This window comes from Solimonas aquatica, assembly GCF_900111015.1.
In the GTDB taxonomy this organism is placed as follows: Bacteria; Pseudomonadota; Gammaproteobacteria; order Nevskiales; family Nevskiaceae; genus Solimonas; species Solimonas aquatica.
Genome location: NZ_FOFS01000003.1, coordinates 20,262 through 40,178, shown reverse-complemented (window position 1 = coordinate 40,178; position 19,917 = coordinate 20,262). Strand labels below are relative to the sequence as shown.

Annotated in this window: 16 protein-coding genes; 7 read left to right on the top strand and 9 right to left on the bottom strand. The window is 66.0% G+C overall.

What is annotated here, in order from left to right; translation table 11 throughout:
• The first annotated feature begins 92 nt into the window (after positions 1-92).
• Both BMY12_RS04335 and BMY12_RS04330 read left to right on the top strand, forming a co-directional pair.
• On the top strand, positions 93-1,241 hold the full coding sequence (locus BMY12_RS04335; RefSeq protein ID WP_093282561.1) for an acyl-CoA dehydrogenase family protein: 1,149 nt from the start codon (positions 93-95) through the stop codon (positions 1,239-1,241).
• Between the two features lie 121 nt (positions 1,242-1,362).
• Positions 1,363-2,508, top strand: coding sequence for an MFS transporter (locus BMY12_RS04330; protein ID WP_093282558.1), 1,146 nt, complete (start codon positions 1,363-1,365; stop codon positions 2,506-2,508).
• Here the strand turns inward: BMY12_RS04330 and BMY12_RS04325 are convergent.
• The 4 genes from BMY12_RS04325 to BMY12_RS04310 are packed head-to-tail and all read right to left on the bottom strand — an operon-like array spanning position 2,503 to position 9,913.
• Positions 2,503-4,158 (bottom strand): 3-(methylthio)propionyl-CoA ligase, encoded by a 1,656-nt coding sequence (locus BMY12_RS04325; RefSeq protein WP_218140083.1) that lies wholly within the window; start codon positions 4,156-4,158, stop codon positions 2,503-2,505. The two genes, BMY12_RS04330 and BMY12_RS04325, sit on opposite strands and share 6 nt — an antisense overlap.
• Positions 4,159-4,198: 40 nt before the next feature.
• Positions 4,199-5,674, bottom strand: a complete 1,476-nt coding sequence (locus BMY12_RS04320) for a M28 family peptidase (RefSeq protein ID WP_143068838.1) — start codon at positions 5,672-5,674, stop codon at positions 4,199-4,201.
• Positions 5,664-8,255: a TonB-dependent receptor gene (locus tag BMY12_RS04315; protein ID WP_177188835.1), complete on the bottom strand. Its 2,592-nt coding sequence runs from the start codon at positions 8,253-8,255 to the stop codon at positions 5,664-5,666. The genes BMY12_RS04320 and BMY12_RS04315 overlap by 11 nt, the downstream gene beginning before the upstream one ends.
• Before the next feature lie 41 nt (positions 8,256-8,296).
• The gene (locus tag BMY12_RS04310) at positions 8,297-9,913 is read right to left on the bottom strand and encodes a carboxylesterase/lipase family protein (RefSeq protein ID WP_177188834.1); all 1,617 of its coding nucleotides are present in this window, start codon (positions 9,911-9,913) and stop codon (positions 8,297-8,299) included.
• Between the two features lie 259 nt (positions 9,914-10,172).
• Here BMY12_RS04310 and BMY12_RS04305 point away from each other — a divergent pair, with 259 nt between their 5' ends.
• Both BMY12_RS04305 and BMY12_RS04300 read left to right on the top strand, forming a co-directional pair.
• Positions 10,173-10,772, top strand: coding sequence for a TetR/AcrR family transcriptional regulator (locus BMY12_RS04305; protein WP_245732344.1), 600 nt, complete (start codon positions 10,173-10,175; stop codon positions 10,770-10,772).
• Between the two features lie 10 nt (positions 10,773-10,782).
• Positions 10,783-13,170, top strand: a complete 2,388-nt coding sequence (locus BMY12_RS04300; protein WP_093282545.1) for a penicillin acylase family protein — start codon at positions 10,783-10,785, stop codon at positions 13,168-13,170.
• A gap of 13 nt (positions 13,171-13,183) precedes the next feature.
• Here the strand turns inward: BMY12_RS04300 and BMY12_RS04295 are convergent, their stop codons facing one another.
• Positions 13,184-14,425 carry a threonine ammonia-lyase gene (locus BMY12_RS04295; RefSeq protein ID WP_093282543.1) on the bottom strand — a complete coding sequence of 414 codons (1,242 nt, stop codon included), beginning with the start codon at positions 14,423-14,425 and terminating at the stop codon, positions 13,184-13,186.
• Between the two features lie 151 nt (positions 14,426-14,576).
• Here BMY12_RS04295 and ettA point away from each other — a divergent pair, with 151 nt between their 5' ends.
• From ettA to BMY12_RS04280, 3 genes are all read left to right on the top strand, one after another.
• The gene (ettA, locus tag BMY12_RS04290) at positions 14,577-16,241 is read left to right on the top strand and encodes an energy-dependent translational throttle protein EttA (protein ID WP_093282540.1); all 1,665 of its coding nucleotides are present in this window, start codon (positions 14,577-14,579) and stop codon (positions 16,239-16,241) included.
• Positions 16,238-16,999: an ATP-binding protein gene (locus BMY12_RS04285; RefSeq protein ID WP_093282537.1), complete on the top strand. Its 762-nt coding sequence runs from the start codon at positions 16,238-16,240 to the stop codon at positions 16,997-16,999. Before ettA ends, BMY12_RS04285 begins: the two co-directional genes overlap by 4 nt.
• 103 nt (positions 17,000-17,102) lie before the next feature.
• Positions 17,103-17,426, top strand: coding sequence for a YXWGXW repeat-containing protein (locus BMY12_RS04280; protein ID WP_093282535.1), 324 nt, complete (start codon positions 17,103-17,105; stop codon positions 17,424-17,426).
• Positions 17,427-17,477: 51 nt separating this feature from the next.
• Here BMY12_RS04280 and BMY12_RS04275 read toward each other — a convergent pair whose 3' ends face one another.
• From BMY12_RS04275 to lgt, 4 genes are read right to left on the bottom strand one after another with little or no spacing between them, the layout of a single operon-like run.
• Positions 17,478-17,744 (bottom strand): acyl-CoA-binding protein, encoded by a 267-nt coding sequence (locus BMY12_RS04275; RefSeq protein WP_093282532.1) that lies wholly within the window; start codon positions 17,742-17,744, stop codon positions 17,478-17,480.
• Positions 17,745-17,802: 58 nt separating this feature from the next.
• The gene (locus BMY12_RS04270; protein ID WP_177188833.1) at positions 17,803-18,303 is read right to left on the bottom strand and encodes a dihydrofolate reductase; all 501 of its coding nucleotides are present in this window, start codon (positions 18,301-18,303) and stop codon (positions 17,803-17,805) included.
• Between the two features lie 10 nt (positions 18,304-18,313).
• On the bottom strand, positions 18,314-19,108 hold the full coding sequence (locus tag BMY12_RS04265) for a thymidylate synthase (protein WP_093282530.1): 795 nt from the start codon (positions 19,106-19,108) through the stop codon (positions 18,314-18,316).
• Positions 19,109-19,112: 4 nt separating this feature from the next.
• Positions 19,113-19,916 (bottom strand): prolipoprotein diacylglyceryl transferase, encoded by an 804-nt coding sequence (lgt, locus tag BMY12_RS04260; RefSeq protein WP_093282527.1) that lies wholly within the window; start codon positions 19,914-19,916, stop codon positions 19,113-19,115.
• Position 19,917: the final 1 nt, after the last annotated feature.

Genomic DNA, 19,917 nt, shown 5'->3' with positions numbered 1-19,917 from the left:
TACTCAAAAAGAGGGGGGCGCCACGCCGCCTTTGCGTTTATCCTTCGCGTTCATTTTTTGGCCATTCCCTTTCACTTTTACAGGCTTGAACCATGAGCAACGAAGCACTCGCCGCCGAACTCTCCGCCTGGCGCGACACCGTCCGCCGCTTTCTCACCGACGAGGTGTCGCCGCATTACGAGCGCTGGGAAAAGGAAGGCATCCTGCCCAAGGAGCTGTACCTGAAACTCGGTGAGGCCGGCCTGCTGTGCGTGGACGTGCCGGAGGAATACGGCGGCATCGGCGCGCCCTTCGAGTTCTCCTGCGCCATCGTCGAGGAAGCGGCGCGCATGGGCTATCTGGCCCTGGCCTCCAACCTCACCATGCATTCGGACATCGTCGCGCCCTACATCCTGCATCTGGGCACGCCGGAGCAGCGCGCGCATTACCTGCCGAAGATGATCAGCGGCGAATGCTTCGGCGCGCTGGCGATGACCGAGCCGGGCACCGGCTCGGACCTGCAGGGCATCAAGACCAATGCCGTGGCCGATGGCGATGAGTACGTGCTCAACGGCTCCAAGACCTTCATCACCAATGGCCAGCACGCCGGCGTGGTGATCGTCGCCGCCAAGACCGATCCCAAGGCCGGCGGCAAGGGCATGACCCTGCTGCTGGTGGACACCGACCGCCCCGGCTTCAAGCGCGGTCGCAATCTGGAAAAGATGGGCCTGCACTCGGCCGATACTTCCGAGCTGTTCTTCGACAACCTGCGCCTGCCCGCCAACAAGGTGCTGGGCCGCGTCGGCGGCGGCTTCGGCCATCTGATCGACGAGCTGCCGCGCGAGCGTCTGATGCTGGCGGTCTCGGCCGTGGCGCATGCCGAGGGCGCGCTGGAGAAGACCATCGAATACGTGCAGCAGCGCAAGGCCTTCGGCCAGGCGGTGTCCAGCTTCCAGAACACGCGCTTCGAGCTGGCCAAGATCAAGACCGACATCGAGGTGCATCGCGCCTTCTACGAGAAGTGCGCGCAGGCCTATGCCGAAGGCAAGCTCGATGTGCCGACCGCCGCGATGGTGAAGATGGCCACTTCCGACATGGAATGCCGCGTGGTGGACGCCTGCCTGCAGCTGTTCGGCGGTTACGGCTACATGGCCGAATACCCGATCTCGCGCTTCTACTGCGATGCGCGCATCCAGCGCATCTACGGCGGCACCAACGAGATCATGAAGGAAGTGATCGCGCGTTCGCTGGTCGGGCGCTGAACGCTGGCGGGGCGCCGTGCCAGCCACGGCGCCCCCTCGCAAGCAACCGGCGCGCGGCCAAGCGGGAGCCGGAAAAATCCCGATAGACAAGGCCGATGCCCGCGCGTAGGGTGCGCGCGCCATGGATTACCGCCGTCTTGCCGTCTGCCTCGCGGGCGCCGCCGCCTTCGTGCCCTTGTATGCCCCGCAGTCGCTGTTGCCGCAGCTCAAGCTGTGGATGGGCAGCAACGCGGCGCTGCTCGGCGCGGTGGTGTCGGCGGGCACCGCCGGTGTGGCCTTGGCCGCGCCCTTCGCCGGCCGGCTCTCGGATCGCATCGGCCGCCGCAGCACCATCGTCGCTGCGGCTTATCTGGCGGCCCTGCCCAGTCTGCTTTCGGCTCTGGCACCGACGCCGGCTCTGCTGCTGCTTGCGCGCCTGCTGGAGGGCCTGATGCTGCCGGGCATCTTCGCGGTGACGGTTGCCTACACCGCCGACGAATGGCCGCCGCTGGAAGCACGCCCCGTCACCGCCCTGTACGTGGCCGGCACCATCGGCGGCGGCTTCTGCGGGCGCATGATCTCGGGCCTGGTGGCGGAGTTCAGCAACTGGCGCGAAGGCTTTGCCGCGCTGGCGCTGTTGCAGCTGCTGCTGGCGTTTCTGATTCAGCGCTGGCTGAGCCCCGAGAAAGGCCATCACCGTCCCAGTTCCGGCAAGCCGCTGCGCCTGCGGCAGCTGTTTGCCGATCCGGCCCTGCGCAGCATCTACGTCGCCGGCTTCACGCTGCTGTTCTCGCTGGTGGCCAGCTTCACCTATCTGTCGCTGCGCCTGTCCGAGCCGCCGTACTCGCTGTCACCGGCGCGGCTCTCGGCGATCTTCGTGGTGTATCTGGTGGGCGTGGCGGTGACGCCGCTGGGCGGACGCCTGCTCAACCGTCACGGTCACGCCAACATGCTCACCGGTGCCTGGGCGATGGCCATCGTCGGTCTGGTCATTACCCTGCTGCCGAGCATCGCCGCCGCGATGCTCGGCCTCTGCCTGCTGTCGCTCGGGCTGTTCCTGGCGCAGACCGCTGCCACCACCTTCGTCGGTGAGGCCATGCCGCAGGCGCGCGGCGCGGCGGTGGGCCTGTATGTCACCTGCTACTACCTGGGGGGCAGCTTTGGCGGGGTTTTGCCGGCGCCGGTCTGGGAGCTCGCAGCCTGGCCGGGCGTGGCGGCCATGATCGCCACCGCAGGGGTGCTTTGCGTGGTGCTGGCGCGTCGGGCGTTTTCACTTCGTCAGTCATGATTGGGCAGGCCATTGGTAATTGCCGAGCTGCTGACGCAGCTGCAGCTTGCTGAGCTTGCCGTTTGCGGTGTACGGCAAGGCGTCGAGGAACAACACGTCATCGGGGATCCACCATTTCGCCACCCGGTCCTGGTAGAAACTCAGCAGGGATCGGCGGTCGACCTCGGCGGCAGGCTTCTTCACCACGATCAGCAGCGGACGCTCGTCCCACTTCGGATGTTTCATGCCCAGCGCAGCAGCCTCCGCCACTGCCGGATGTGACATCGCGATGTTTTCGAGTTCGATGGAGCTGATCCATTCGCCGCCGGACTTGATCACGTCCTTGCTGCGGTCGGTGATCTGCAGGAAGCCATCCAGATCCAGGTTCGCCACGTCGCCGGTTGCGAACCAGCCCTGCCGCAGCGCCGTGGTGCCGGCGCGGAAGTAGCGCTCCGCGACCCAGTGCCCGCGCACCATCAGCTCGCCCGTACTCTGGCCGTCGTGCGGCAAGTCCACGCCCAGGCCATCGACCACCTTCAGCTCGATGCCGAACGGCGGACGGCCCTGCTTGGCGGCGAGGGCCGCCTGCGCCACCGGCGGCTGATGCTCGTGCTGCCGCTTGGGCGTGTTCACCGTGCCCAGCGGCGAAAGCTCGGTCATGCCCCAGGCGTGCTGCAGCTTCACGCCCAGTTCTGCATAGGCCTGCATCAGTGCCGGCGGGCAAGCCGCACCGCCGACGATCATGCGCGGCACGCTGCTCAGGCGCAGGCCGCGGCTCTGCAGGTACTGCAACAGCCCCAGCCACACCGTCGGCACGCCGGCGGCGAAGCTCACCTGTTCCTGCTCGAACAGCTGATGCAGGCTCGCGCCATCCAGGGCGGCGCCCGGAAACACCAGCTTGGCGCCGACCAGCGGTGCCAAAAAGGGAATGCCCCAGGCGTTGACATGGAACATGGGCACCACCGGCAGCACGCAGTCGCGCGCCGAAAGATTCATCACATCGGGCAGGCTGGCAGTCAGGGCGTGCAGCAAGGTCGAACGATGCGAATACAGCACGCCCTTGGGATTGCCGGTGGTGCCGGAGGTATAGCAAAGACCCGAGGCAAGTTCTTCGTCGAGCAGTGGCCACTCGAAATCGGCGCCGCCCGCACTCAGCAGTTCTTCATAGCAGAGCAGCCCCGGCAGCTTCAGTGCCGGCATGTGTTGGCGATCGCACATCGCCACCCAGTGGCGCACGCTGGGACACAAGGGCTGCAGACGCGCCACCAGCGCGCTGAAACTCAGATCGAAACACAGCACGCTGTCTTCGGCGTGATTGACGATCCAGGCGATCTGTTCGAGGAACAGGCGCGGATTGATGGTATGGGTGATGGCGCCGATGCCGGAGATCGAAAAATACAGCTCGAAATGACGGTATCCGTTCCAGGCCAGCGTTGCGATGCGCTGCCCCTCGCGCACACCCAGACGCTGCAGGGCGCACGCCAGCTGCCGGCAACGCCGCGCCGCTGTGGCGTACGCATAGCGCTGAATTGCTGGCGGCTGTGGCGAGCCATCGTCGCCCGAATCGGTTTCTGTGCTGCGCGAAACGATTTCTGTGTCGCCGTGATAGCGCTCGGCATGCTGAAGCAGGGCGCTGATGTTCAGCGGCATGCGCATCATCTGACCTAGCATGAGTTCCTCTCGTTGTTTTTGTGTGCGGGGATCCGCCCGTTCAGGATGCGCAGGACGGCAGGGGCGTGCTGCGCGGTGGCTGGTACGCCTGCTCGCGCAGCTGCGCGGCGCTGACGCCATCCAGCCCCTGGATGATGCGGATGGTGGCGCGCGTCAGCGGCTCCAGACTGTCGACATCCACCTTGTCGAGCCGGTCCTGCGCATCGAACAGATACATCGGCGCGGTGAGAAAACTGACGATGGGCGTCAGCGGATGAAAGAACGCGGCATCGGTGGGCGGATGCCTGCTGCCTTCGGGAAAGCCTTCCACCGGCATCAGCAGTGAGCGCTGCAGGTTCTCGGCGCAGATCGCCTGCGTCACCACCTCTTCCAGCCTGGGAACGAAACTGGTGAACCACCAGCGCACTTCCGGCCGGCCGGTCGCTTGCAGCTGACCGTCCTGTGCGCGCATCTCGCGTGCGGCATGTTCCAGATGAATCTCGGTCACCACCTGCTGCTGGAGGAAGGCCTTGTGAACCTGCGCAAACTGCAGCAGCCCCGCGCCGCCCGACATATGTCCGCCGTTGAGCAGGAACATCAGATTGAAGGGGCGCTGCTCGCGCGGCAGTCGCGACCAGTAGCGTGCCTGCGCCATCACCAGCGCGGTGCCGGAGGCGTCCTCCACGGCCGACTGCCAGGGGCCGTCGTGATGCGAGCCGATCACGATCCATTCCGACGAACGCCCGGGCAGCGTGCCGATGAGGTTGTGCGACATCGACACCACCAGATCGCGCTGCAATTCCAGGCGCGCGCGCGTCGGCCCCTGCGCCATGAATTCGAGCAGACGCTTGCCGTTGGCGGCACTGAGCCAGACCCCGGGAATGGCGCGTGCCTTGCCGTCATAGGGATAGAAGTAGCGATCGGTCTCCCAGGGAAAATCGAGAATGCCGATCAGGCCGAGCGCGCGGGCCTCCACCGCCTGATCGAGCGGATTGGCGAAGCGATCCGGCACCGGCAGGGTCTGCACCCGGCCGTCGAGCTCCCGCAGCGGATCGAAGTCCCAGCGTGCGATCTGGCGCATCTGGCTGTGCGCCATGCTCAGCAGCCGGCTGCGCGACACCAGGATGCTGCCTTCCGCTGCCACACCCTCCGCCTCCAGCCGCAGGTCTGCTTCCACGCTGCCGGCGGCGGACATCGGCACCGGATACGAGGGCAACTCGAGCACCTTCTGCGGCTGCTGCGGATGCCAGACCCGCAGCGACCAGCGACGCGGCGTCCACTGCATCACCGGCACCGGCTCCAGGCGCACCTGCTCCAGCCCGAAAGCCTGGAACTGACGCTGCGCCCAGCGCTCCGTCCACTGATCCGCCGCATAGCCGGGGCGTCGCTCCCCCTGCGCTTCGATCTGCGCAATCCAGCGCATCATAGTCTGCGCGCTCACCGGCGTCGGCGCAGGCGCCTGCGCCGACGCCGCGGATAGACTCAAGCCCAGCAGCAGCGCCGCGCAGCCACGCATGCCGCCGCGCTCAAAAGTCATAGCGCAGGGAGCCGTAGATCGTGCGCGGCGCGTCCACGCCTTCCACGCGCGCGCCCTTGATCAACTCCGCCTGACGGATCGAGACCACGCGGTCGGTGAGATTCTCGCCCTGCAGGCGCAGCGACCAGCCCTGCGCCGGATTGCCGATGCCCAGCGTGGCGCGCCAGCGCATGATGCCGCCCTGGCGGAAACGACTGTCCAGGGCGGTATCGGTGTATTGCCAGGACTGGTAGTCGAAACCGGCGCCCAGCTGCATGCCCAGCCCCGTGCCGAACAGCGGCAGGGTCACCATGCCCAGCGTGCCGGCGGTGAGCTTGGGCGTGAGCGGGAACGGCTTGCCGCTGGCATCGCAGTGCGGATTGGCGTCGCCGTCGGTGTTCTGATTGTCCGGCTCGCAGGCGTTGTCGGCGAAGTCCAGATACTTCGAATCGTTCAGACCCAGGGTCGAGAACAAGGTGAACCAGCGCGTCAGTGCCCAGGTCATGTCCGCCTCCAGGCCTTGGGCCCGCGCGGCAGCGGCGTTCTGCACGCGTGTCGTGCCCAGGCCGATGCCGGTATTGCTCTGCTCGCCCACCAGCACCTGGAAATTGTTGACGGTCATGCGATACAGCGAAGCATTCAGATGCATGTTGCCGCCCAGCAGGCTGGCCTTGAAGTCCAGGCCCCAGTCCTTGGCCGACTCGGGGCCGAAGCTCAGCGTCTCGGGCGCACCGTTATACGAGAAGGAATTGAAACCACCGCCGCGAAAACCCTTGGCCCAGTGCAGGAACAGGCCCAGGTCGCGATCGGGTTCAAAATTGAGCGAGACGCGCTGCGCCAGATTGCTTTCCGACAGATGCCGCTGCGCCTGGTACTCGTTGACGCCCAGCACCGGCATGAGAATGGCCGTCGGTGAGGAGTAATACTGGTTGAACTGTGCGTCCTTGCTCTCGCGGTTGTAGCGGACGCCGTACTCCATGCCCCATTCCGGCGTGAAGTGCCATTGCAGCTGCGTGAACGCAGCGCCGGCCTTGGCCTGCTGGTCGAAGTCCTGGGTGACTTCCTCGCTGTAAGTCGAATTCGTCGAACCCAGCGGGGCCGGCAGCAAGGGGTAGAGCGCGGCCAGCAAGGGATCGAGCGCACCTGCCAGCGGATTGTCCGGGCTTGTCGCGTCGGCGGCGACCAGCAGATCCAGATACGACAGGCCGAAGCGGAACACGATGCCGTCGCCCTGGATGTCGCGGCGCTGGTAGTACAGGCCGCCGAGAATATTGCTATGGCCCAAGCTCACGCCGAACAGCTGGCCCATGCCCAGCAGACCGTCGAGGTCCGGCGACTCCAGGCGCAACTCTGCGGTAGTGGTGGGCGAGCGATCCTGGTCGCCGCCGAAGATCGCCGGCACCGCCGTGGCGTCCACGTCCAGACCGGCCTTGTCCTTCAGCACCGAGTAGCCGCCCAGCGCCACCAGATTCCAGTCGCCGAGCTGATAGCGCCAGTCGGCATTGAGGGTTTCGATACGGATGTTGCGGAAGTCCGGATCGTTGATGGTGTTGACGTAGTTGCCGCGGATGAAATCGCTGCGCGGCTCATAGCGCAGGATGGCCTGGCGCAGGGCATCGCTGGGGTCATAGGTTTCCAGACCGGCACCGATGGACTTGGAGTCCACGCTTTCCAGCGACAGCTTGAGCTCGGAACCCCACAGGTCGAGAAAATCCAGCTTCAGGCGCACGCCGCGGCGATCCACGCCGCGGCCATGGCGGGGGGCGCCGCTGAGGGATTGCTCGGCGCTGTTGTCCACGAAGCCTTCACGCTGATCGTAAAGACCCGCCAAACGGAAATTGAGGAAGCCTTCCAGCAGCGGACCGCCCACGGCCGCCTCGGCGCGCCGTCGCTGGAACTGCCCGGATTGCACCTCGGCATAACCCTGGTAGCCGGCGCTGGGTGATTTGGTGATCAGATGAATCAGGCCGGCGGTGGTGTTCTTGCCGAAGGCCGTGCCCTGCGGGCCGCGATACACCTCCATGCGCTCGAGATCGAACATCGCCGAGTTGAAGTACTCCAGCCGCGTATACGGAATGCCGTCGACGGCCACACCGGCAGGCGGCTCGAAGGCCTTGTTGTTCTGGTCGGTGCCGAAGCCGCGGATGCGCGGCATGATGAAGTAGCCGGCATCGGCCATCTTCACGTTCGGCGTGTACAGCGCTGCCGTGCTCAGATCGGTGATCGACCAGTCCTGGATGAATTGATCGTCGAGTACCGAGATCGAGATCGGCACATCCTGGATGGCCTCGGCGCGCTTCTGCGCCAGCACCACCACGGTTTCCAGCAGCGGCGCCTCCGCTGGCTGCGCGGACGCCGACGGAACCGGCGGCGGCACCTGATCCAGACTCACGACCTCATCGATCGCTTCGGCCTGCGGCGCAGCTGCGGCGGCCGGCGACGGATCCGAAATTCCGGGCATGGTCGTTCCGGCCTCGACGAAGGTGTCGGCAGCCTGCGCCTGCGCCTGCACCAGACCTGCCAGGCACAGGCAGGCCAGACCGCTCAGCCGGGCGGCAGCCTGGGGCCTCGGCTTCCTGCCGCTGCGATGTCGCACACTCATCTCCACTTCTCCTCTTGTTTTTGTTTCGTCGTGATCTGATTTCACGGAATGTCGGTGTACTGGCGGTTCTGGTTCCATGCGCGCCAGCGAATGGCGCTCGGATAGCGCGCGGGATCCCCCGCCTCGATGTAGCCTTTGACGCTGCTCACGAACTGCTCATGCAGCTGCTCGCGTTCGATCTGGTTTTCCGCTGTCCAGCTAAAGCGCGAGAAGTTCGGCCGGTCGACGATGAAATTGCCGAACAGCACGGCCAGATCCAGACCGTGATACGCACCGAAGAGATCGCGCCAGGGCTGCGCGATGCGGTCCCAGGAAAAGGCGTAGCGGTACACCGGCAGGCCCTGCGCGGCGAGCAGGTCGGCGCTGGCGTCCACCTTGCGCAGCAGGTAGGGATTGACGAAGAAATCCGAGACCGCATAGGCGGCGCGCGACAGCGGTGCGAACACGTCTGAAGTCCTGACCTGTGCGCCATCGCCATTGAGCAACTGCCAGAATCGCTGGGTATCGGGCCGGCCGAAGGTCTTGATCAGCAAGAGGCTGGCCTCGTTGCTCACCGCGCCGATGATCATCGGCACACGCACCTGCGAGCCCGGCGCCTCGCCGCGCGCTTCCAGGGGCAGCACCACGCCGTCGCTGGGATCGGCAATCGCGGCGATGCCGCGCGAGGCTTCGACGAGTTCCGCCGTGCTCTTGCCATGCAGATAGTCACGCAGGCCCGCCGCGCCCAGCTGCTGCTTGATGGCGGACAGTTCGCCATCGCGCTGCAGGCGACCGTCGCGACGCAACAAGGCCGTAAGGAATTTGTCGCTGCGCGCCTGGGCCTGCGCCATGGTGCTGCTCATCGGAATGCCCGACAGGCAGATGGCGCGCTGCACCTTGCCCTGCGACAGCGGCGAGCGCAGCAGCGACCACAGCCGCACGCAGCCTGCGGAGTGACCCATCACGGTGACATTGCCGGGATCGCCACCGAAGGCCGCGATATTGTTCTGCACCCAGGCCAGGGCCTTGAGCTGATCGAGAAGCCCGTAGTTGCCGGAATCGCTCTGCGCATCGCCGCTGGCCAGCGCCGGCACATGCAGGGAACCGAAGAACGCAAGCCGATAGTTGATGGTCACCACCACCGCATTCAGCTCTTGCGCCAGCCGGCCGGCGTCGTACAGCGACCAGGCGCTGCTGCCGGCGATGCCCGAGCCACCGTGGATGAACAGCAGCACCGGGCGCGGTTGATTGCCGCTCGCGGCCGCCCACACATTCAGTGACAGACAGTCCTCGTCACCGTAAGGCTTGTCGAAGGTCTGCGGATCATCGCTGGCGAAATAACCTCCGAGCTGCGCACAGGGCGCGCCGAAGCGATCCGCGCGGCGCACGCCCGCCCAGCCGGCCGGATCCTGAGGCGCCTGCCAGCGCGCTTGCGCCACCGGCGGCGCCGCGTAGGGGATGCCCAGATAGCGCCAGCTGCCGGCCGCCGTCCTCTCTCCCTGCAACCAGCCCTGCGCACTCAGCGCCAGCCCCGGCGTCCCTGCAACGCCCTGCTCCGGGGTGAACTCCCGCGAATCCGGATTCATGCCCACACCCGCCTCCTCGATGCCCAGCGCCAGCCCCGGCAGCAGCAGCCACAGCATGCAAGCGCCCGCACGCACCGCTTTTGCGAATCCCATCAGCCAACTTCCCCTGTTCATGATTGCGATCGCCTCGCCGGACCCGCGCCCTCGCCCGGCACCGCCCAGGCTTCGGCCGAAGGCGTGGCTCGCTTGATTTTATATACTAACGTTCGTTGTTATTTTTGTGAAGTCTGTATTGAAAACACTGTTTAAACAATATACTGTTAAAAGCACGTCACAATAACGGTCGTTAATTATGAGCCTCCTAGCCCAGCTCCCGCCCCCGGGGCGCCGCATTGCCACGGAACAAACTGCGATGCCCCCCGGCGTGCTGCCCAAGGGCGCGCGCGGCCGCATCCTCACCGCCGCCTTGCGGTTGTTTGCGGACCTGGGCTACGGCGGCACTTCGGTACGTGATATCTGCGCCTCCGCCGAAGTGCAGGCCACGACGCTTTACGTCCACTTCCCGTCCAAGGAAGACGTGCTGGCCGAAATCATTCGCCTGGGCCATGAGGAGCTGTTGCGCCGCCTGCGCGAAGCGCTGCTCGCGGCGCAGCCCGATCCGCGCGAGCAGCTCGTCGCGCTGGTCCGCGCGCATGTCCTGTCGCATTGCGAGCATGCGATGCTGGCGGTGGTGGCCAGCGCCGAACTCCACGCCTTGTCGGAAGCCACCGCCGCGCCGATCCGCGTGGTCAGCGCCCAGGCGGAACGCCTGGCACTCGACGTCGTCGAGCGCGGCATCACGCTGCAGCTGTTCAACTGTCCGGAACCGGCGCTGGCCCTGCGCGCCATCAGCAGCATGGGCCAGCGCGCCGCCTACTGGTTCGCGCCCGGCTGCGGCAAGACCCCGCAGCAGGTCGCCGACACCTTTGCCGACTTCGCCCTGCGCATCGTCGGCGCGCAGAACAAGAACTGAGCCGCCGAACATGCGCCTGTTTGCCAAACTCTCCCTGGGCCTGCTGGCCGGTTTGAGCCTCGGCGCGCTGGGAATCGACCTCTGCCTGCGCAGCAGCCTGCCGCAGCTCGATGGCGAGCATGCGCTCGCGTCATTGCAGGCACCGGTACAACTGCAGCGCGACGCCCTGGGCATCGTCACGATCCATGGCGAGCAGCGTCTTGATCTGGCCCGCGCCACCGGCTTTGCGCATGCACAGGACCGCTATTTCCAGATGGACCTGCTGCGCCGCAATGCCGCCGGCGAGACCGCCGCTCTGCTTGGCCCGGCCGCCCTGCCTCTGGACCGCCAACGCCGCTTCTTCCGCATGCGTGCCGCGGCAGTCGCCGCCGTGCAGGCACTGCCGGACGAAGAACGCGCGCTGCTGGACGCCTATGTCGATGGCGTCAACCAGGGCCTGCAAGCCCTGCGTTCACGGCCGTTTGAATACTGGCTGCTGCGTCAGCAACCGCAAGCCTGGCGGCCGGAGGACAGCCTGCTGGTGCTGATGACCATGTTTTTCTCGCTGAGCGATGCGCGCGGCGAACGTGAGCTGGCGTTGTCGGCCCTGCGTGAAAACCTGCCGGCGGAACTGCTGCGCTTCCTCACACCGAAAGGCACGCCCTGGGATGCACCACTGCAGGGTCAGGCGGACACCGAGTCCGCCGCGATTCCGCCGCCGCAGGTTTATGACCTTCGCTCACTGAAGAAATCATCGTTTCCGCAGCTGTCGTGGGCTGAACGATCGGCGCCGGATCCGGGCTTTCACCGCGGCAGCAACAACTGGGCGCTGGCCGGTGCGCACGTTGCGGGCGGCGGCGCGCTGGTTTCAGGCGACATGCATCTGGACTATCGCGTGCCGCACATCTGGTACCGACTGCGCCTGCAGTCGGACAGCGGGCTCGACCTCAGCGGCGTGAGCCTGCCTGGCGTGCCGTTCATGATCGCCGGCAGCAACCGGCATATCGCCTGGGCGCTCACCACGACCTATGGCGACTGGAGCGATCTGGTGGCGCTGGAACTCGATCCCGCCGACCCCACCCGCTATCGCACACCGCAGGGCTGGCGCCGCTTCACGCATCAGCATGAAATCCTGCGGCAGCGCCAAGGTGCAGACGAAGCGCTGGATATCGACGAAACCATCTGGGGCCCGGTGATCCGCGATGCACGCGGCCGCGCCTATGCCGTGCACTGGCTGGCGCGTGTGCCAGGCGCGGTGAATCTGCATTGCCGGCAACTGGAATCCGCGCGCCGCGTGCAGGATGCGCTCGACATCGTCCATCTCTGTGGCCTGCCGCCGCAGAACTTCGTGGCGGGTGATGCGCAGGGCCACATCGCCTGGAGTGTCGCCGGGCGCATCCCGCATCGTGTTGCCAGCGATGGCAGCACGCCGCTGTCCTGGGCCGAGCAAGAACACTGGCAGGGCTTTCTCGATCCGGCGCGCTATCCGCAAGTGCTGGATCCGCCGCAGGGCCGGGTGTGGTCGGCCAACGCGCGCATGGTGGACGGCGAGGCACTGCGGCTGATCGGCACCGGCAATTACGCGCTCGGCGCGCGCCAGCAGCAGATTCGCGACGATCTGCTCGCCATCGAGCAGGCCCGGCCCCAGGACATGCTGGCGGTGCAGCTCGATGATCGCGCGCTGTTTCTGCACCGCTGGCAGCAACGCCTGCTGAGCCTGCTGACCCCCGCGGCGCTGGCCGGCCAGCCCCTGCGTGCGCAGGCACGGACGCTGATCGAACACTGGGGTGCGCACGCCGCGCCGGAATCGGTGGGCTATCGCCTGGTGAATGAATGGCGCACGCAGATGCACGATGCGGTGTTCGCGGCCCTGCTGGCGCCCTGCCGTGCCGCCAATGCCGACTGCCGCTACGGCGCGCCGATGTTCCAGAGCGAGGGGCCGCTCTGGCAGCTGATCACGCAGCAGCCGCTGCATCTGCTCAATCCGCGCTACGAAAACTGGGACGCGCTGCTGCTGGCGGCGCTGGATGCCGTCATCACGCCATATGCACAGCAGCCCGGCGGCCTGGCCGCGCGCAGCTGGGGCGAGCGCAATACCCTGTCGATGCGCCACGCGCTGTCGCCGGCGCTGGGGCCGCTGGCGCGCTGGCTGGACATGCCGGCGGTGCCGATGGCGGGCGACAACCAGATGCCGCGCGTGCAGACCGCACACGGCGGCGCTTCGCAGCGCATGGCGGTGACACCGGGACGCGAAGAAGAGGGTTATCTCAACATGCCAGGCGGACAGTCGGGTCATCCGCTGTCGCCGTTCTACAGCGCCGGGCATCAGGACTGGATCGAGGATCGTCCCACGCCCTTTCTGCCTGGCAAGCCGAAGCACCAGCTGCGGCTGCTGCCCGCTGCCGCCGGCACCTCCTAAACGAACGCCCCGTTCACTCGAATTCCATCCCGCCAGCGCCCAGGCGCACCACGAAGCCCGCCGCGCTCAGATCCGCCACGATCTGCTGCGCGTGCGCCTGATCCTGCGCTTCCACCATCACTTCCAGGGTCGCGTCCTTGGCGTGGCCGCGATGCAGGCGTTCGTGATGCACCTGGATGATGTTGCCGCCTGACTCGCCGATGCGTCCCGCCACGCGCGCCAGAAAGCCGGGGCGGTCTTCGATGTCGATGGACAGTGAGATCAGCCTGGATTCATTGACCAGCTGACGCAGCAGCACCGAGGCCAGCAGGCGCGCGTCGATGTTGCCGCCGCAGATCACCAGACCGACCTTGCGTCCGGCAAAGCGCGCCGGATCGCTGAGCAGCGCAGCCAGGCCCACGGCGCCCGCGCCTTCGGCCACCACCTTCTCGACGTTCACCAGCAGGCCGATGGCGCGCTCGATGGCGGCTTCCTCCACGCGCATCAGCTCGGCCACCTGCTCGCGGATGATGGCCAGGGTCAGTACGCCGATGTTGCGCACGGCGATGCCTTCGGCAATGGTCTGGCCGCCGCGCACCAGGCCGGGTTCGTTTTGCAGCGCCGCATAGGCGGACGGATAGGCGCTGGATTCCACGCCCACCATGCGCAGCTCGGGCTTGATGCCATGCGCGGCGATGGCCATGCCGGCGATGAGCCCGCCGCCGCCGATAGGCACCACCAGGGTGTCCAGTTCCGGGGCCTGCGCCAGCATCTCCAGCGCCACCGTGCCCTGCCCAGCGATGATCTGTGCATCATCGTAAGGGTGCACCAGGGTCATGCCGCGCCGCTGCACCAGCTCCTGCTCCATGTACAACTGCGCGTCGGCCAGCGTCTCGCCGTGCAGAATCACCTCGCCGCCCAGCTCGCGGGTGTTGCGCACCTTGGTGAAGGGCGTGATCTGCGGCATCACGATCACGCTGCGGATCCCCAAGCGCGTGGCGTGATAGGCGACGCCCTGGGCATGATTGCCGGCCGACATCGCGCAGACCCCGGCGGCGCGTTCCTCGGCGCTCAGGCTCAGCAGCTTGTTGAGCGCGCCACGCTCCTTGAACGAAGCGGTGAACTGGAAGTTTTCAAACTTCAGCCAGACCTCGGCGCCGGTCAGCCGCGAGAGCACGCGCGAGTGCGTGCAGGGCGTGCGCTCGATGGCGCCGGCCAGCCGCGCGGCGGCGGCTTGCACGTCGGCGAAACGGACGCGGGCGGCGGTGGCATTCATGCGGACACTCTCATCGTGAACAGGCGGCGCTGCCGTGCTGCGGCCATTATGGTCGGCGCTTGCGCGCGGCGCCTGAGAACTTGCCCGCTCCGGCCGCGCGGTGGCGATCCGCTACAATGCGCGCCCTCGTCTCAAACCCCAGTCCCGGCCCATGTCCCAGTACGTTTACACCATGAATCGCGTCGGCAAGATCGTGCCGCCGAAGAAAGAGATTCTGCGCAACATCTCGCTGTCGTTCTTCCCGGGCGCCAAGATCGGCGTGCTGGGCTACAACGGCGCCGGCAAGTCCACGCTGTTGCGCATCATGGCCGGCATCGACAAGGACATCGTCGGCGAGGCGCGGCCGATGCCGGGGCTGAAGGTCGGCTACCTGCCGCAGGAGCCGCAGCTGGACCCGAACAAGACCGTGCGCGGCAATGTCGAAGAGGCGCTTGGCGAGGTGCTGGGCCTGAAGGCCGAACTGGACGCGGTCTATGCGGCCTACGCCGAGGAAGGCGCGGACTTCGACAAGCTGGCCGCCAAGCAGGCCGAGCTGGAAGCCAAGATCGCGGCTGCCGATGCCGAGAATCTGGACGTGGTGCTGGACAAGGCTGCCGAGGCGCTCAACCTGCCGCCCTGGGACGCCGACGTCACCCGGCTCTCTGGCGGTGAGCGCCGCCGCGTCGCGCTCTGCCGACTGCTGCTGTCCAAGCCCGACATGCTGCTGCTGGACGAGCCCACCAACCATCTCGACGCCGAATCCGTCGCCTGGCTGGAAAAATTCCTGCACGACTTTCCCGGCACCGTGGTGGCGGTCACCCATGACCGCTATTTCCTCGACAACGTGGCCGGCTGGATTCTGGAGCTGGACCGCGGCCACGGCATTCCCTGGCAGGGCAATTACTCCTCCTGGCTGGAACAGAAGGAGAAGCGCCTGGAGACCGAGCAGAAGCAGGAAGACGCGCGCAGCAAGGCGATGAAGGAAGAGCTGGAATGGGTGCGCAAGAATCCCAAGGGCCGTCAGGCCAAGAGCAAGGCGCGCATCAAGGCCTTCGAAGAACTGGCCTCGCAGGAATACCAGAAGCGCAGCGAGACCAAGGAACTCTACATCCCGCCGGGCCCGCGCCTGGGCGACAAGGTCATCGAGGTGAACAATCTCACCAAGAAGTTCGGTGATCGCACCCTGTATCAGGGCATCAGCTTCTCGGTGCCGCGCGGCGCGGTGGTCGGCATCATCGGCGCCAACGGCATGGGCAAGACCACGCTGTTCAAGATGCTCACCGGCCAGGACCAGGATTACAGCGGCGAGATCAGCGTCGGCGAGACCGTGAAATTCGCCTACGTGGACCAGAGCCGCGATGCGCTCAACGGCGATCACACCGTGTTCCAGGAAATCGGCGGCGGCGGCGACCTGCTGCGCGTCGGCAATTTCGAGATGCCCTCGCGGGCCTACATCGGCCGTTTCAACTTCAAGGGCGAGTCCCAGCAGAAGCGCCTGAAGGAACTCTCCGGCGGCGAACGCAACCGCGTGCATCTGGCCAAGATGCTGCTGCAGGGCGGCAATGTGCTGCTGCTCGACGAGCCCACCAACGACCTCGACGTGGAAACCCTGCGCGCCCTGGAAGAAGCCGTGCTCGACTTCCCCGGCTGCGCGCTGGTGATCTCGCATGATCGCTGGTTCCTGGACCGTATCGCCACCCACATCCTCGCCTTCGAAGATTCCGGCGAAGTGGTCTGGCACGAGGGCAATTACCAGGAATACGAAGAAGACTTCCGTCGCCGCACCGGCAGCGAGCCGGGCGTGAACCGTCGCGCGCGGCACAAGAAGCTGGCATGAGTCTCACCGCCATCGCGTATCGCTGGCACGAACGCCAGCTGCAGCCCATCGAGTTTGTGCAGAAGCTCAAGCTCGATGAGTTGCTCGGCATCGAACGCCAGAAAGACGCGGTGGTGCAGAATACGCGGCAGTTCGTGGCGGGCAAGCCGGCGAACCATGTGCTGCTCACCGGCGCACGGGGCACCGGCAAGTCCTCCATCGTCAAGGCCCTGCTCACCGAGTTCGCGCCGCAGGGCCTGCGCCTGGTGGAAGTGGCACCGCATGATCTGCTGCAGCTGCCGGAAGTGATGGCGCCGCTGCGCGGACGGCCCGAGCGGTACGTGCTGTACGTGGATGATTTCTCGGTGGCCAACAATGATCCGGCCCTCACGGCTCTGAAGACCGCGCTGGATGGCGGCATCGAAGAACCGGCGGAGAACGTGCTGATCTACGCCACGTCCAACCGTCGTCATCTGATGCCGCAGACACGCAGCGACAATGCCGAGTATCAGTGGATCGACGAGGAGCTGCATCCGGGCGAGTCCACGGAAGAGAAGAACTCCCTCGCCGAGCGCTTCGGTCTGTGGCTGAGCTTTCCGGCCTTCACGCAGGATCAGTATCTGGACGTGGTGCGCCTGCACCTGAAGCGTCTGAACCACGCGCTGTGGGACGAGGAAACCGAGAAGCTCGCGCTGCGCTGGGCCCTGAACCGCGCCTCGCGCTCGGGGCGTGTGGCGCAGCAGTTTGCGCGCGACTGGGCGGGGCGCCACGCAAGCTGAGCGCAAGCTGGCCGCAACAGTTCTTTACCGGCATTTCAGGCAGCGCTCAGCAGCGGGAATCGATGATGTCCTCGCGATCTTTCGCGAGCATCAGGAGCCTCCCATGTCACAGAAAAAGCGTTCTTTCGCCCGACTGATCCTGCTGATCGGCTTGACCGGCAGCGTGCTGGCGCCACTGGCCGCGCAGGCGCGCGTGGATGTGGATATCAACGTCGGTCCGCCACCGCCGCGCGTGGTGGTGGTGCCGCCGCCGCGCGAGGGCTATGTCTACGCGCCGGGCTACTGGCAGTGGCAGGGCCGCGCGCATGTCTGGGTGGAAGGCCGCTGGATTGCCGAACGGCCGGGCCGTCACTGGGTGCCGGACCACTGGGTGCAGCACGGCCCGAACTGGCGCTTCGTGCCCGGACACTGGGCGCACAACCCTTGATCCGCAAAACGAAACGGGGCCGGATTTCCGGCCCCGTTTCGCAGGCAGGGTTTACTTGTGCGTCTTGAGCAGGGCCGCGACCTTGTCGATGTACTTCTTCATCGCATCATCGGCCTTCACGCCCTTGAGCTTGGCCCAGGCGTCGTACTTGGCGCGGCCCACCATATCCAGCATGCCGGGACGCGAGCCTTTCACATCGCCGTCGGCGGCCTGCTTGTAGTGCGCGTAGAGAAACAGCATGTCGTCATTGCCCGGGCGCTTGGTCAGCGTCTTGACCTCGGTTTGCGCCTTGGCGAAGTCAGCCTTCAGATCAGCCATCGCGATTCTCCCCTGTGAAATGCTGCGGTAATGGATCGGCGCGGAGCATAGCAAAGCACTACGGCGCTCCGGATTGGCCGCGGCGCAGGGTGAGGAAGGTAAATGCGTAAGCGTGGCGTTCATCGGCCGGATGCGCCTGCCGCTGGGTCTCCTGCCAGGCGCTGCGTTCAAACTCGGGAAACCAGGCGTCGCCGCCGTCCACGTCCGCCTCGACTTCGGTGAGATACAAGGTGTCGGCCAGCGCCAGGGTCTGCGCATAGAGTTGCGCGCCGCCGATCACCATCAGCTCGCGGCCCTGCGCCGCCGCCAGCGCCGTCGCCAGATCGGCAAACACGCGCGCACCCGGCGGCGCGAACGCCGCATCGCGGCTCAGCACCCAGTTCTCGCGCTGCGGCAGCGGCCTGCCCAGGGAATCCCAGGTCTTGCGCCCCATCAGCACGATCTTGTTCAGCGTCAGCGCCTTGAAGTGCTTCAAATCGTCCGGCAGCCGCCAGGGCAGATCGCCGTTGCGGCCGATCAGTCGCTTGCGGTCCATCGCCACGATCAGGGCAATGCTCATCGCTTGCGCCTCACACCGCCACCGGTGCCTTGATATGCGGATGCGGGTCATAGCCCGTCAGCGTGAAGTCTTCAAAGGTGAAGGCAAACAGATCGCGTACCGCCGGATTGATCTGCATGGTCGGCAGCGCGCGCGGTTCGCGGGACAGCTGCAGGCGCGCCTGCTCGAAGTGATTGTTGTACAGATGGCAGTCGCCGCCGGTCCACACGAAATCACCGGGCTTCAGCTCGCAGACCTGCGCGATCATCATGGTCAGCAGCGCGTAGGAGGCGATGTTGAAGGGCACGCCCAGGAAGATATCGGCGCTGCGCTGGTACAGCTGGCAGCTGAGCTTGCCGTCCGCCACGTAGAACTGGAACAGCGCATGGCAGGGCATCAGCGCCATCTTGTCCAGCTCGCCCACGTTCCAGGCCGAGACGATGATGCGCCGCGAATCGGGGTTCGTGCGCAGCTGCTGCAACACCTGCTGGATCTGATCGACATGGCGGCCATCGGGCGTGGGCCAGCAGCGCCACTGCTTGCCGTACACAGGGCCGAGTTCACCCTGCGCATCGGCCCATTCATTCCAGATGCTGACGCCGTGTTCCTTCAGATATGCGATATTGGTTTCGCCGCGCAGGAACCAGAGCAGTTCGTAGATGATCGACTTGAGATGCAGCTTCTTGGTGGTGAGCACCGGGAAGCCGGCGGCCAGATCAAAGCGCATCTGATGTCCGAACACCGAGCGCGTACCGGTGCCGGTGCGATCACTCTTCTCCGTGCCGTTTTCCAGCACATGCCGCATCAGGTCCAGATATTGGCGCATCGCTTCAGGCCTCCTTCTTGCGCAGCGACCAGGCCAGGATGATCAGGCCCGCCGCCAGCATCGGCAGACACAGCTCCTGGCCGCGCGTCATCCAGCCGAAGTGCAGATAACCCAGCTGCGTATCGGGCACGCGCACGAATTCCACCGCGAAGCGGAACGTGCCATACAACAACAGGAACAGCGCGCTGAGCAGGCCGCGCGGACGCGGCTTGCCGCCCACCCACCAGAGCACGGCGAACATCACCAGACCTTCCAGCAGTGCTTCATAAAGCATGCTGGGATGACGCGGCAGCAGATCCGGCGCGGTTTCGAACACCATGCCCCAGGGCAGCTCGGTGGGCTTGCCCCAGAGTTCGCCATTGATGAAATTGCCGATGCGCCCGGTGAACAGGCCGATCGGCACCAGCACCGCGGCAAAGTCCGCCACCTCGAAATACTTCAGCTTCTGCAGATACGCGAACAAGCCCATGGCCAGCAGCACGCCGATCAGCCCGCCGTGGAAGGACATGCCGCCCTGCCAGACGCGCAACACCATCATCGGATCATCCAGCGGCAGCCAGTGCCCGCTGTTGTCGTAGGCGTAGAACAGCACGTAGCCGAGACGGCCACCGAGAATCACGCCCATCACCACGTAGAACAGCAGATCGCTGATGCGCTCGCGGCTCCAGCCGACATGCGCCAGTCGCGCGCGACGCAGGGCCATGCGCCAGGCGCCCCAGAAGCCCAGCAGGTACATGAGGCCATACCAGTGGATGGCCAGCGGCCCGAGCTTGATGGCGACCGGATCGATATTGGGATGATGGAGCATG

Bases quoted from the DNA above. Each gene is read 5' to 3' on its own strand.
- BMY12_RS04275 (WP_093282532.1), bottom strand. From the start codon at position 17,744: ATGGCTGATCTGAAGGCTGACTTCGCCAAGGCGCAAACCGAGGTCAAG.
- BMY12_RS04285 (WP_093282537.1), top strand. From the start codon at position 16,238: ATGAGTCTCACCGCCATCGCGTATCGCTGGCACGAACGCCAGCTGCAG.
- BMY12_RS04315 (WP_177188835.1), bottom strand. From the start codon at position 8,255: ATGAGTGTGCGACATCGCAGCGGCAGGAAGCCGAGGCCCCAGGCTGCC.
- BMY12_RS04280 (WP_093282535.1), top strand. From the start codon at position 17,103: ATGTCACAGAAAAAGCGTTCTTTCGCCCGACTGATCCTGCTGATCGGC.
- BMY12_RS04320 (WP_143068838.1), bottom strand. From the start codon at position 5,674: ATGACTTTTGAGCGCGGCGGCATGCGTGGCTGCGCGGCGCTGCTGCTG.
- BMY12_RS04300 (WP_093282545.1), top strand. From the start codon at position 10,783: ATGCGCCTGTTTGCCAAACTCTCCCTGGGCCTGCTGGCCGGTTTGAGC.
- BMY12_RS04265 (WP_093282530.1), bottom strand. From the start codon at position 19,108: ATGCGCCAATATCTGGACCTGATGCGGCATGTGCTGGAAAACGGCACG.
- BMY12_RS04330 (WP_093282558.1), top strand. From the start codon at position 1,363: ATGGATTACCGCCGTCTTGCCGTCTGCCTCGCGGGCGCCGCCGCCTTC.
- lgt (WP_093282527.1), bottom strand. From the start codon at position 19,916: ATGCTCCATCATCCCAATATCGATCCGGTCGCCATCAAGCTCGGGCCG.
- BMY12_RS04305 (WP_245732344.1), top strand. From the start codon at position 10,173: ATGCCCCCCGGCGTGCTGCCCAAGGGCGCGCGCGGCCGCATCCTCACC.
- BMY12_RS04310 (WP_177188834.1), bottom strand. From the start codon at position 9,913: ATGGGATTCGCAAAAGCGGTGCGTGCGGGCGCTTGCATGCTGTGGCTG.
- BMY12_RS04335 (WP_093282561.1), top strand. From the start codon at position 93: ATGAGCAACGAAGCACTCGCCGCCGAACTCTCCGCCTGGCGCGACACC.
- ettA (WP_093282540.1), top strand. From the start codon at position 14,577: ATGTCCCAGTACGTTTACACCATGAATCGCGTCGGCAAGATCGTGCCG.
- BMY12_RS04325 (WP_218140083.1), bottom strand. From the start codon at position 4,158: ATGCTAGGTCAGATGATGCGCATGCCGCTGAACATCAGCGCCCTGCTT.
- BMY12_RS04295 (WP_093282543.1), bottom strand. From the start codon at position 14,425: ATGAATGCCACCGCCGCCCGCGTCCGTTTCGCCGACGTGCAAGCCGCC.
- BMY12_RS04270 (WP_177188833.1), bottom strand. From the start codon at position 18,303: ATGAGCATTGCCCTGATCGTGGCGATGGACCGCAAGCGACTGATCGGC.